The 12,042-nt window shown below is 73.7% G+C and carries 9 protein-coding genes; 8 read left to right on the top strand and 1 reads right to left on the bottom strand.

Going from position 1 to position 12,042, the window contains the following annotated elements; translation table 11 throughout:
* Both metK and IE241_RS28765 read left to right on the top strand, forming a co-directional pair.
* A partial coding sequence (gene metK / locus IE241_RS28770) for a methionine adenosyltransferase (RefSeq protein WP_190024771.1) occupies positions 1–921 on the top strand: 921 nt, incomplete at its 5' end.
* Positions 922–1,022: 101 nt separating this feature from the next.
* Complete coding sequence (locus IE241_RS28765; RefSeq protein ID WP_190024770.1) at positions 1,023–3,176, top strand: primosomal protein N'; 2,154 nt, start codon at positions 1,023–1,025, stop codon at positions 3,174–3,176.
* 609 nt (positions 3,177–3,785) lie between these two features.
* Here the strand turns inward: IE241_RS28765 and IE241_RS28760 are convergent.
* A complete protein-coding gene (locus IE241_RS28760; protein ID WP_190024769.1) occupies positions 3,786–4,295 on the bottom strand; it encodes a hypothetical protein in 510 nt (169 codons plus the stop codon).
* A 270-nt stretch (positions 4,296–4,565) separates the two neighbouring features.
* Here IE241_RS28760 and fmt point away from each other — a divergent pair, with 270 nt between their 5' ends.
* From fmt to hppD, 6 genes are all read left to right on the top strand, one after another.
* Positions 4,566–5,501 (top strand): methionyl-tRNA formyltransferase, encoded by a 936-nt coding sequence (gene fmt, locus IE241_RS28755; RefSeq protein WP_190024768.1) that lies wholly within the window; start codon positions 4,566–4,568, stop codon positions 5,499–5,501.
* A gap of 62 nt (positions 5,502–5,563) precedes the next feature.
* A complete protein-coding gene (locus IE241_RS28750; protein WP_190024767.1) occupies positions 5,564–6,988 on the top strand; it encodes an RsmB/NOP family class I SAM-dependent RNA methyltransferase in 1,425 nt (474 codons plus the stop codon).
* Positions 6,989–7,370: 382 nt separating this feature from the next.
* Positions 7,371–8,057, top strand: coding sequence for a ribulose-phosphate 3-epimerase (gene rpe, locus IE241_RS28745; protein ID WP_190024766.1), 687 nt, complete (start codon positions 7,371–7,373; stop codon positions 8,055–8,057).
* A 152-nt stretch (positions 8,058–8,209) separates the two neighbouring features.
* A complete protein-coding gene (locus IE241_RS28740; protein WP_190024793.1) occupies positions 8,210–9,199 on the top strand; it encodes a sugar-binding transcriptional regulator in 990 nt (329 codons plus the stop codon).
* Positions 9,200–9,529: 330 nt separating this feature from the next.
* The gene (locus IE241_RS28735) at positions 9,530–10,759 is read left to right on the top strand and encodes a cytochrome P450 (RefSeq protein WP_190024765.1); all 1,230 of its coding nucleotides are present in this window, start codon (positions 9,530–9,532) and stop codon (positions 10,757–10,759) included.
* A gap of 107 nt (positions 10,760–10,866) precedes the next feature.
* Positions 10,867–12,042 (top strand): 4-hydroxyphenylpyruvate dioxygenase, encoded by a 1,176-nt coding sequence (gene hppD, locus IE241_RS28730; protein ID WP_190024764.1) that lies wholly within the window; start codon positions 10,867–10,869, stop codon positions 12,040–12,042.

Below are 12,042 nucleotides of genomic sequence, written 5' to 3'. Positions count from 1 at the left end.
GGTGCGCAGTCGCCGGACATCGCCCAGGGTGTCGACACGGCGTATGAGAGCCGTGTCGAGGGTGACGAGGACGAGCTCGACAAGCAGGGTGCGGGCGATCAGGGCCTGATGTTCGGCTACGCGTGTGATGAGACGCCGGAGCTGATGCCGCTGCCGATCCACCTGGCGCACCGGCTCTCGCGTCGTCTGTCGGAGGTCCGTAAGAACGGGACGATTCCCTACCTGCGTCCCGACGGTAAGACGCAGGTGACGATCGAGTACGACGGGAACAAGGCCGTCCGTCTCGACACGGTGGTCGTCTCTTCGCAGCACGCGTCGGACATCGACCTGGACTCGCTTCTGGCGCCCGACATCCGTGAGTTCGTTGTCGAGCACGTGCTGAAGGAGCTGGTGGAGGACGGCATCAAGCTGGACACCGACGGCTACCGCCTCCTGGTGAACCCGACCGGTCGTTTCGAGATCGGCGGCCCGATGGGCGACGCCGGCCTCACCGGCCGGAAGATCATCATCGACACGTACGGCGGCATGGCCCGTCACGGTGGCGGCGCGTTCTCCGGCAAGGACCCGTCCAAGGTCGACCGCTCGGCCGCGTACGCGATGCGCTGGGTCGCCAAGAACGTCGTGGCGGCGGGTCTGGCGTCGCGGTGTGAGGTGCAGGTGGCGTACGCGATCGGCAAGGCCGAGCCGGTGGGCCTGTTCGTGGAGACCTTCGGCACCAACACCATCGACACCGACAAGATCGAGAACGCGATCGCCGAGGTCTTCGACCTGCGCCCCGCCGCGATCATCCGCGACCTCGACCTTCTGCGCCCGATCTACGCGCAGACGGCTGCGTACGGTCACTTCGGCCGTGAGCTGCCGGACTTCACGTGGGAGCGCACGGACCGCGTGGACGCCCTGAAGAAGGCCGCCGGGCTCTAGGCACCCCGGGGTACGCCCCGATCACTGCCGTCCCCGACGCCGGGCGGGCTGGAATTCCAGCCCGCCCGGCGTTGTCAGTGGCGTCTGGTAGGACTGTGGCTGTGAGCAGCGAGAACGGGCGGTCCCAGGGCAAGCCTCCGGAGCAGGGGGAGCAGCTCGCGCTCATACGGGAGAGCGTGCGCGAGGCCAAGGCGAAGGCGCCCAAGGCCAAGCCGCGCACGTGGCGGAACGCCCCCCTGGCCAAGACGCTGCCCGTCGCGCGGGTGCTCGTGGACAAGGGGCCCGTCCACCTGGACCGCCTGTGGGACTACGCCGTGCCCGAGGAGCTCGACGCCGACGCCCGGCCCGGGGTGCGGGTGCGCGTGCGGTTCGGCGCCGGGACGCGCAATGTGCGCGGGGGGCGTCGCGAGGGCGGCGGGCTCCTCGACGGGTACATCGTCGAGCGGGTCGCCGAGTCCGACTACCAGGGGCCGCTCGCCGCGATCGCCCAGGTCCTCTCGCCCGAGCCGGTGCTCGGCCCGGCCCTCTACGATCTGTGCCGGTCGGTCGCCGACCGGTATGCCGGTTCGCTCGCCGATGTGCTGCAGCTGGCCGTTCCGCCCCGGCACGCCCGCATCGAGGCCGAGCCCTCGCCTGCGCCGCTGCCTCCGCCGGGGGCGCCGGAGCCGGGGAGCTGGTCCCGGTATCCGGCCGGTCCCGCCTTCCTCGACGCCGTGGCGCGCGGTGACACGCCCCGCGCGGTGTGGACGGCGCTGCCCGGCCCGCACTGGCCGCAGGAGCTCGCCCGGGCCGCGGCCGCCGCGCTGTCCTCCGGCCGGGGTGCACTGGTCGTCGTGCCCGACGGGCGGGCCGCCGCCCGGGTCGACGCCGCGCTCGGCGCGCTGCTCGGCGAGGGCCGCCATGTGCTGCTGACGGCCGAGCTCGGCCCGGAAGAGCGGTACCGCCGCTGGCTCGCGGTCAGCCGGGGGGCCGTGCGCGCCGTGGTCGGCACGCGCGCCGCGATGTTCGCGCCCGTGCGCGACCTCGGGCTCGTCGCCGTCTGGGACGACGGCGACTCCAGCCACAGCGCGCAGAACGCCCCGCATCCGCACTCCCGCGAGGTCCTCGTGCAGCGTGCGGTGCACGAGAAGGCCGCGTTCCTCCTCGGCGGCTTCGGCTGCACCGTCGAGGCCGCCCAGCTGGTCAACACCGGCTGGGCGCTGCCGCTGGCCGCCGCCCGCGAGACCGTGCGGGCCGCGGCTCCCGTCATCCGCACCGTCGGCGACGGCGACGAGGCGCGGGACGCCGCCGCGCGCGCCGCGCGGCTGCCCAGCCTCGCCTGGCAGGCCGCCCGCGAGGGCCTCAAGCACGGGCCGGTGCTGGTCCAGGTGCCGCGGCGGGGCTATGCGCCGCGGCTGGCCTGCGAGCGGTGCCGCGAGCCCGCCCGGTGCGGGCACTGCGCCGGTCCGCTGGAGGCCCGAGACGGGGACGGGGCCCTGCACTGCGGCTGGTGCGGGCAGGAGACCAGGGGCTGGCACTGCGCCGAGTGCGGGGGCGTGCGGCTGCGGGCCCAGATCGTGGGTGCCCGGCGTACGGCCGAGGAGCTCGGCCGGGCCTTCCCGTCCGTGCCCGTACGGACCTCCGGGCGCGATCACATCCTCGACACGGTGCCGGACCGGCCCGCGATCGTCGTCTCCACGCCCGGCGCGGAGCCCGTCGCCGAGGGCGGCTATGCCGCGGCGCTGCTGCTCGACGGCTGGGCCCTGCTGGGCTTCCCCGACCTGCGGGCGGGGGAGGAGGCGCTGCGGCGCTGGCTGTCCGCGGCGGCGCTCGTGCGCGGGCAGACGGAGGGCGGTGTCGTCGTGGTGGTCGCGGAGCCCACGCTGCGGCCCGTACAGGCGCTCGTGCGGTGGGATCCCGCCGGGCACGCGATGCGCGAGCTCGCCGACCGCGCCGAGCTCGGCTTCCCGCCGGTGTCGCGGATGGCGTCCGTCTCCGGGCCGCCGGAAGATGTGGCGGACCTGCTCGCCGCGGCGGAGCTGCCTGAGGATGCGGAGGTGCTCGGGCCGGTGCCGCTGCCCGTGACGGCCGCGGGCCGTCCGCGCCGGCCCGGCGACCCGCCGCCGGGGGAGCGGTGGGAACGGGCCCTGCTCAGGGTCCGCCCCGGGCGGGGAGCGGCGCTGGCCGCCGCGCTCAAGACGGCGCAGGCGATACGGCTCACCCGCCGCGACGGCGAACCGGTGCGCTTGCGCGTCGACCCACCGGACATCGGCTGACGGTTCGCCTCCGGCGGGGGTGCGGGCTTATTGCGGGGTGCCGCGACGCCCACGGCCCGCCTGACCTGAGGCGGGCCCGGCACCGCCGGTCACCTTGCGGTGGGCTGAGCGCCGTTGCGGCGGAGGGAAATATGCGCGGGCGCGTCCCATACGCTGCGGCGGGAGGTCGTACCCGGCACGGGCCACGAGGGTTTCGGGGCTCCGCCCCTTTTGGATCCGCCGCGACGGCGATCGGCCGAGATGGCGGGGTCCGGCGGTGCCGCGCGGCCTGAGGTGGGCCCGGCACCGCCGGATGCGTCGTCGGGGGTTGCTCGCCGCGGCGGCGGGAATGTGCGCCCGGAACGGGTCGTGTGGGTCTTGGGGCTGCGCCCCTTGGATCCGCCGCGACGGCGATCGGCCGAGACGGCGGGGTCCGGCGGTGCCGCGCGGCCTGAGGTGGGCCCGGCACCGCCGGATGCGTCGTCGCGGGTTGCTCGCCGCGGCGGCGGGAGTGGGGTGGCCGACGCCGCGGCACGTGGGTTTCGGGGCTGCGCCCCTTGACTCCGCTGTGGTGGCGAGCAACCACGAGCGACGTGCCCGGGGCCGTCGTTGCAGGAGCCGCCCGCAGGGCTAGCCGTTGCGGGGGCCCGGGAAGGCCGGGGGGCGTTGGTCCTCGCGGTGGGTGGGGGCCGGGGCCTGGCCCGGGACCGTGCGGGCCGCCGGGACGACCGGGACCGGCGCGGGCTCGGCCGTGCGGACCGCCTCCGCCGCCTCCGCGGAAGCGGCCCCGTTGGCCCGGCGCGCCCCGTAACGGCGGTGCACCGCCTGCTTGGTGACCCCGAGGGCCGAGCCCACCGCGTCCCACGAGAAGCCCAGCGAGCGGTCGAAGTCGACCGCGGCCGTCACCAGGGTTTCGACGCTGTCCCGCAACTCCTGCGCCAGCCGTACGGTCGGCGCGGGTGCCCGCCCGTAGACGACGAAGCCGGCCGAGGGGCCGGTGCGCCGCGGGCGGTAGACGTTGCCCAGCTGAGCGGTGAGGGTGCGCAGGGCGTCCACCTGCCTGCGGACCCGCTCGATGTCCCGGACCAACAGATGCAGGCTGGCCCGTGCCTGGGCGTCGTGGGTTGCGTGGTCGGCCATGAAGAAGCCTCTCGGACCGGCGGGGTAAAAGGACGGAAAAAGACGAGAGTTGACGCGTTACGTCGACGAGCAACGGAAGAGGGCCGCGGCAGCGGCCCGGTGCGGTCAATCTCTCTTGACCACAACGCGCCATGGGCCGCCGGGTCACGGTATGGGGGCGCACATCCGCCGGAATGAGGCGCGTGACAATCCGTACGCCCCCTCGGGGCCGGGCCCTTTAGACTGGTGGGCCGTTCCGCTCGGCGCTCGAGGAGAGGTAGTTCGCCACCCATGAGGCTCGTCTTCGCCGGTACCCCCGAGGTCGCCGTCCCCGCCCTCGACGCCCTGCTCGCCTCGGACCGCCACGAGGTCGTCGCCGTCGTCACCCGGCCCGACGCCCCGGCCGGCCGCGGTCGCCGCCTGGTGGCGAGCCCCGTCGCCGAGCGCGCGGAGGAGGCCGGCATCGAGGTGCTCAAGCCCGCCCGCCCGCGCGACGAGGACTTCCTCGCCCGGCTGCGCGAGATCGCCCCGGACTGCTGCCCGGTCGTCGCCTACGGCGCGCTGCTGCCGAAGGCCGCCCTGGACATCCCCGTGCACGGCTGGGTCAACCTGCACTTCTCGCTGCTGCCCGCGTGGCGCGGCGCGGCCCCGGTGCAGCACTCGATCCTCGCGGGCGACGAGGTCACCGGCGCGTCCACCTTCCTGATCGAGGAGGGCCTGGACTCGGGCCCCGTCTACGGCGTGGTCACCGAGGAGGTGCGGCCCACCGACACCAGCGGCGACCTGCTGACCCGGCTCGCGTTCGCCGGCTCCGGCCTGCTCGCCGCGACCATGGACGGCATCGAGGACGGCTCGCTCAAGGCCGTGCCGCAGCCCGCCGAGGGCGTCTCCCTCGCCCCGAAGATCAATGTCGAGGACGCCCGGATCGACTGGGCCGCGCCCGCCCTGCGCGTGGACCGCGTGGTCCGCGGGTGCGCCCCGGCGCCGGGCGCCTGGACGCTCTTCCGCGGCGAGCGGCTGAAGGTCATGTCGGTGCTGCCCGCCACGGACCGGGAGGGCCTCGCGCCCGGCGAGATCGTCGCTGCCAAGAACTCCGTGCACGTGGGGACCGGCTCGTACGCCGTCGAGCTGCAGTGGGTCCAGCCGCAGGGCAAGAAGCCGATGAAGGCGGCCGACTGGGCCCGCGGTGTCCGTATCGCCGCAGGCGAGCGCCTCGGCACGGCCTGAGCGCAGAGCGCAGAGCGTAGGCTGGACACCTTCGTCACCCAGCCTGCCCCGGAGCACCTTTCGTGAACGACCGTCCCGCCCGACGCCCCGCAAAGCCCTACCGCCGGCCCAAGAAGGACCCGGTGCGGGTCCTCGCCTTCGAGGCGCTGCGGGCGGTCGACGAGCGGGACGCGTACGCGAACCTGGTCCTGCCGCCGCTGCTGCGCAAGGCGCGGGAGAAGGGGGACTTCGACACGCGCGACGCCGCGCTCGCCACGGAGCTGGTCTACGGCACGCTGCGCCGCCAGGGGACGTACGACGCGATCATCGCCTCCTGCGTCGACCGGCCGCTGCGCGAGGTGGACCCGCCGGTCCTGGACGTCCTGAGCCTGGGCGCGCACCAGCTGCTCGGCACGCGCATCCCGCCGCACGCGGCGGTCTCCGCCAGCGTCGAGCTGGCGCGCGTCGTGCTCGGCGACGGGCGGGCGAAGTTCGTGAACGCCGTGCTGCGGAAGATCACCGCGCACGACCTGGACGGGTGGCTGGAGAAGGTCGCCCCGCCCTACGAGGACGACCCCGAGGAGCACCTCGCCGTGGTGCACGCGCACCCGCGCTGGGTCGTCTCCGCCCTGTGGGACGCCCTCGGCGGCGGCCGCGCCGGCATCGAGGACCTGTTGGAGGCCGACAACGAGCGGCCGGAGGTCACGCTGGTCGCCCGGCCCGGCCGCTCCACGCCGGAGGAGCTGCTGGCGGCCGTCGGCGAGGACTCGGCCCTGCCGGGCCGCTGGTCGCCGTACGCCGTGCGGCTCGCCGAGGGCGGCGAGCCCGGGGCGCTGGAGGCCGTGCAGGAAGGCCGCGCCGGTGTCCAGGACGAGGGCAGCCAGCTGGTCGCCCTCGCCCTCGCGTCCGTGCCCGTGGAGGGCCCGGACGCGCGCTGGCTGGACGGCTGCGCCGGTCCCGGTGGCAAGGCGGCGCTCCTCGGGGCGCTGGCCGCCGAGCGGGGGGCGGCGCTGCTCGCCTCCGAGAAGCAGCCGCACCGGGCCCGCCTGGTCGGGCGGGCGCTCGCCGGGAACCCCGGCCCGTACCAGGTCATCGCCGCGGACGGCACGCGGCCGCCGTGGCGCGAGGGCGTCTTCGACCGGGTCCTCGTGGACGTGCCCTGCACCGGTCTGGGCGCCCTGCGCCGCCGCCCGGAGGCCCGCTGGCGCCGCCGCCCGGAGGACGTGGCCGGCTTCGCCCCGCTCCAGCGCGACCTGCTGCGGGAGGCGCTGCGCGCCGTGCGGGTGGGCGGTGTCGTGGGGTACGCGACGTGCTCGCCGCACCCGGCCGAGACGAAGGCCGTCGTGGACGACGTGCTCAAGCGGGACGGCGTGAGCGCGGAGTGGATCGACGCGCGCCCGCACATGCAGGGCGTTCCGGCACTGGGCGAGGGCCCGGACGTCCAGCTGTGGCCGCACCTGCACGGCACGGACGCGATGTACCTGGCCCTCCTGCGCCGCACCGCGTAGCGCCTGCGGCGGGCTTCCGGGTCCGCCCGTAGCGGCCCGGTCCGGCACCGCCGGGCCGCGCCGTGGTGGTTGCGCGCCGCGGCGGCGGTTTTGAAGGGGCTGCGCCCCTTCACGAGCCCGGCCACCGTCGCCGCGCAGACGGTGAAAAGGCCGCGCCTCTTCGTTCCGACGCCGCGGTGCGCGATCCCCACGGCGGTGTCCGGCGGTGCCGGGCTGCCCTCGGTCCGTGTGCCACGGCCGGACGGCCGGCCCGAGCGATGAGGCCTCGCCTCTTCGATCCGGCCCCGGGGCCGGGGCCCGGGGAGGGTCCCGGCGGGGCGGAGGGCGCCGCACCGGTGGAGCCCGTGTCAGCGCCGCGCAGCGGACATGGGAGGCTTAAGGCATGGCCGTGCAGATCAACCCCAGCATCCTGTCCGCGGACTTCGCCCGACTCGCCGACGAGGCCGAGGCGGTCAAGGGCGCCGACTGGCTCCACGTGGACGTCATGGACAACCACTTCGTCCCCAACCTCACCCTCGGCGTGCCGATCGTCGAGTCGCTGAGCCGGGCCACGGACACCCCGCTGGACTGCCATCTGATGATCGAGGACCCGGACCGCTGGGCGCCGCAGTACGTGGAGGCCGGCGCCGGGTCGGTGACCTTCCACGCGGAGGCCGCCGCCGCGCCCGTGCGGCTCGCGCGGGAGATCCGGGCGAAGGGCGCGCGCGCCTCGATGGCGCTGAAGCCGGCGACGCCGATCGAGCCGTACGAGGACCTGCTGCCCGAGCTGGACATGCTGCTGATCATGACCGTCGAGCCCGGCTTCGGCGGCCAGGCGTTCCTGGACATCATGCTGCCGAAGATCCGCCGCACCCGGGAGCTGATCTCGCGGCACGGTCTGCAGATGTGGCTGCAGGTCGACGGCGGGGTCTCGGCGGAGACGATCGAACGGTGCGCGGAGGCCGGCGCGGACGTGTTCGTGGCCGGATCCGCCGTCTACGGTACGGAGGACCCGGCGGCGACCGTACGGGCCCTGCGCGCCCAGGCGGAGCGCGTCACGGCCGGTGCGGCCTGGGCCTGCGGGCACTGAGCGGGGTGCCGCGCTCGCCCGAAATGCTGAGCGCGAAGGTCAAGGTCTGATCAAGGACCGCCGTTTCTGACAGGATGACGGTGGAGTCCAAGCTCGAACAGCGTGAAAACAGTGAGGAGACGGTGGTGTCGACGGGCCGTTCAGCCACGCCGATGGGGCCCGCCGAGCTGGTGCAGGCGGCGGCCATGGCCCGCCGCTTCTACCTCGAGGGCAAATCGAAGATCCAGATCGCCGAGGAGTTCGGCGTGAGCCGCTTCAAGGTCGCCCGGGTGCTGGAGACGGCGCTCGAGCGCGATCTCGTGCGGATCGAGATCCGGGTCCCGGCCGAGCTGGACGCGGAGCGCTCCGATGCGCTGCGCGCCCGCTACGGCCTGCGTCACGCGGTCGTCGTCGAGTCCCCCGCCGATGCCGCGGAGGACGCGCCCGACCCCGAGAACCTCGGCGAGGTGGCCGCAGACCTGCTCGGCGAGCTGGTGCACGAGGGCGACGTGCTGGGCCTGGCCTGGGGCCGCTCGACCATTCACATGGCCGCGGCGCTGCACCGGCTGCCGCCGTGCACCGTCGTCCAGCTCACCGGTGTCTACGACGCGGGCACGGCGGAGCGCGGCTCGGTGGAGGCCGTGCGCCGTGCCGCGCAGGTCTCGGGCGGCGAGGCGCACCCGATCTACGCGCCGATGCTGCTGCCGGACCCGGCCACGGCCGCGGCGCTGCGCGGCCAGACGGGCATCGCGCGCGCCTTCGACTACTTCGACAAGGTGACCGTCGCCGCCGTCTCCATCGGCTCGTGGGCGCCGGGCATCTCGACGGTCTACGACATGCTCACCGAGGAGGAGCGGGCCCACTACGCCTCCCTGGGCGCCGCCGCCGAGATGTCGGCGCACCTCTTCGACGCCGAGGGCCGCCGTATCGGACGTGACCTGGGCGAGCGCTGCATCACGGTCGAAGCCGACCGGCTGCGCCGCATTCCGGAGGTCGTCGCGATCGCGGGCGGGCAGCGCAAGGCCGCGGCGATCGGTGCGGTGCTGCGCTCCGGGCTGGTCACCAGCCTGGTGACGGACACCGCCGCCGCGGACTACCTGCTGCTGGAGACCGGCCCGGGGCCGCGTCCGGCGCTGGACCGGGCGGATCCGGACGGCGCGTAGCGGGGCGGGTGCGGGGAGCCGTACCGCGAGGGACAGGTGAGCGGGCGCGTGCCGGAGGGCACGGCGCCCGCTTTTCCTTTTCTGATTTCCGCGTTATGAAACGCAGGGCGGAACTTTGCATTCCATTGGTAATTTCACCGGTCGGCAGTCCGGTTTTTTCTTTGTGTGACCGAGGTCATGAGGCGCCCCCGGCCGCCCCGGAAGCCGATTCCAGCTGCGAAGATAAGCAAACCCGAATCGCGTCAGTAGACAAGATAGCTTGACACTACAAATTCACCTCAGCAGACTCCATTTCCGTGCGCAGCCGCTTCCGGAAAGGACGTCCTGAAGGTGAATGACGACAAGGCACTCCAGGTGCGGTCCTACCCATTCGGCGAACCGTCCGGACTCGAATTGGACCCGCTTTACGCGGAGCTCCGCGAGAGTGAGCCGCTGAGCCGGGTGCAGCTGCCCTACGGCGACGAGGCCTGGCTGGCCACCCGCTACGCCGACATCCGCAAGGTGATGACGGACAACACCTTCAGCCGGGCGGCCACGCTCCACCGGGACGAGCCGCGCATCGGCGAGGAGGTCGTCGACCGCGGGCTGCTGTCGATGGACCCCCCGGACCACACCCGGCTGCGCCGCGTCGCCAACGCCGGCCTGACCCCGCGGCAGACCGAACGGCTGCGCCCGCTCACCGAGCGGAAAGCCGACGAGCTGCTCGACGCATTGTCCCGCAAGGAATCCGGGGAAACCCCGGCCGACCTGATGGCCGAATTCATCAACCCGCTGGCCGTCACCGTGATCTGCGAACTGCTCGGCGTTCCCTTCGAGGATCGCGCGGATTTCCAGGAATGGTCGCAGGCGGTGGTCTCCACCACCTCGCTCCCGCCGGCGAAGATGAACGAATACATGGGAAATCTCCACCGCTATATGGCGAAGCTGGTCGGAATCCGCCGCAGCGAGCCGACCGACAGCCTCCTCAACGGCATGATCCAGGCCCGGGACGAGGACCCGGAGCGGCTCACCGAGGACGAGCTCGTCCTGGTGGCCGTGCGCCTGCTCGCCCCCGGCGTGCAGAACACCGTGCTCACCCTCGCCAACTTCGTGCTCGTCCTCATGCAGCACCCTGAGGAGTTCGGTCGGCTGCGCACGGACCCCGCCCTCGTGCCCGCGGCCGTCGAGGAGCTGATCCGCTACACCCCCTTCCACACCTCCACGATGTTCCCCCGCTACGCGACCGAGGACGTCGAGCTCGGCGGGACCGTCGTGCGCGCCGGAGAGGCCGTCGTCGGCTCCATCTGCGCGGCCAACCGGGACAAGGACGTCTTCACCTCGCCCGAGGAGCTCGACTTCGGGCGCGGCCCCAACCCGCACCTGGGCTTCGGCCTCGGCGCCCACTTCTGCCCCGGCGCGCACCTGGCCCGTATGCAGCTGCAGGTGGCCATCGCCGCGCTCGCGCGCCGCGTCGAGGGACTGCGGCTCGCGGTCCCCGAGGAGGAGCTGAGCTGGAAGCAGGGCATGGTCGTGCGCTGGCTCGACGCCCTGCCCGTGACCTGGTCCCGCATCAGCGGCTGACCGGGCCGCGCGCCGCCCGGCCCATCGGCCCCGGCGGTCCGGCGCCCGGCCCTTCAGTCCCCCTGTTTCTCAGACCCCTCTTGCCCCACCAAAGACGGGAACAACCGATGAACGCTCTCTCCACGGCCCTCGCCGCCCCCTCTTCCGCCCCTCTGGCCTCTCCCGCCGCCCCGGCCGCCGACCCCTTCCCCCTCCTCGGCAACGACGCGGTCGTCTTCGCCGTGGGCAACGCCCGCCAGGCGATGCACTTCTACCGGACCGCGTTCGGCATGCGCGTGACCGCCTACCGCGGCCCGGAGACCGGCACGCCCGAGACCGTCTCCTACGTGCTGGAGTCGCAGGGCGTCCGCTTCGTCGTCACCTCGCCGGTGCAGCCGCACACCGAGGCCGGCCGCGTCCTCGCCGAGCACATAGCCGCCCACGGCGACGGCGTCACCGACGTCGCCCTGCAGGTCCCCGACGCCCGCGCCGCCTACGCCCGCGCCGTCGAGCAGGGCGCGCACGGCCTCGCCGAACCGTACGAGCTCACCGACGACTGCGGCACGGTCGTGCTGGCCCGCATCGCCGCCTACGGCGACACCGTGCACACCCTCGTCGACCGCACCCGCTACCAGGGCCCCTACCTGCCGGGCTACGAGGCGGTCGACCCCGGCCGCTTCGGCCCGCAGAGCGAGCCTCTGTTCACGCTCATCGACCACGTCGTGGGCAACGTCGAGCTCGGCGCCATGGACAAGTGGATCGAGTTCTACCAGCGCGTCATGGGCTTCACCCAGATCCAGGAGTTCACCGACGAGGACATCGCCACCGAGCTGTCCTCGCTGATGTCCAAGGCCCTGGGCGACGGCAGCGGCAAGGTGAAGTTCAACGTCAGCGAGCCGGCCATCGGCAAGCGCAAGTCGCAGATCGACGAGTACCTGGAGTTCTACGGCGGCCCGGGCGTGCAGCACATCGCCCTCGCCACCGACGACATCGTCGGCACCGTCCGCGCGATGAAGGCCGCCGGGGCGGAGTTCCTCACCACCCCCGGCGCGTACTACGACGTCCTCGCCGAGCGCATCGGCGACATGCGCGTGCCGGTGGACGAGCTGCGGGAGCTGAACATCCTCGCCGACCGCGACGAGGACGGCTACCTGCTGCAGATCTTCACCAAGCCGGTCCAGGACCGCCCCACCGTCTTCTTCGAGATCATCGAGCGGCGCGGCGCCAAGGGCTTCGGCCGGGGCAACTTCCAGGCGCTGTTCGAGGCCATCGAGCGCGACCAAGCGCTGCGCGGCAACCTCTGA

Origin of the sequence: Streptomyces hiroshimensis, assembly GCF_014650335.1 — a bacterium.
Classification (GTDB): Bacteria; Actinomycetota; Actinomycetes; order Streptomycetales; family Streptomycetaceae; genus Streptomyces; species Streptomyces hiroshimensis.
The sequence above is the reverse complement of the archived record's forward strand: the minus strand, read 5'-3'. Positions and strand labels throughout refer to the sequence as shown.

Excerpts from the sequence above, each read along its gene's own strand:
- IE241_RS28760 (WP_190024769.1), bottom strand. The coding sequence starts at position 4,295 with ATGGCCGACCACGCAACCCACGACGCCCAGGCACGGGCCAGCCTGCAT.
- fmt (WP_190024768.1), top strand. The coding sequence starts at position 4,566 with ATGAGGCTCGTCTTCGCCGGTACCCCCGAGGTCGCCGTCCCCGCCCTC.
- rpe (WP_190024766.1), top strand. The coding sequence starts at position 7,371 with ATGGCCGTGCAGATCAACCCCAGCATCCTGTCCGCGGACTTCGCCCGA.
- IE241_RS28740 (WP_190024793.1), top strand. The coding sequence starts at position 8,210 with ATGGGGCCCGCCGAGCTGGTGCAGGCGGCGGCCATGGCCCGCCGCTTC.
- hppD (WP_190024764.1), top strand. The coding sequence starts at position 10,867 with ATGAACGCTCTCTCCACGGCCCTCGCCGCCCCCTCTTCCGCCCCTCTG.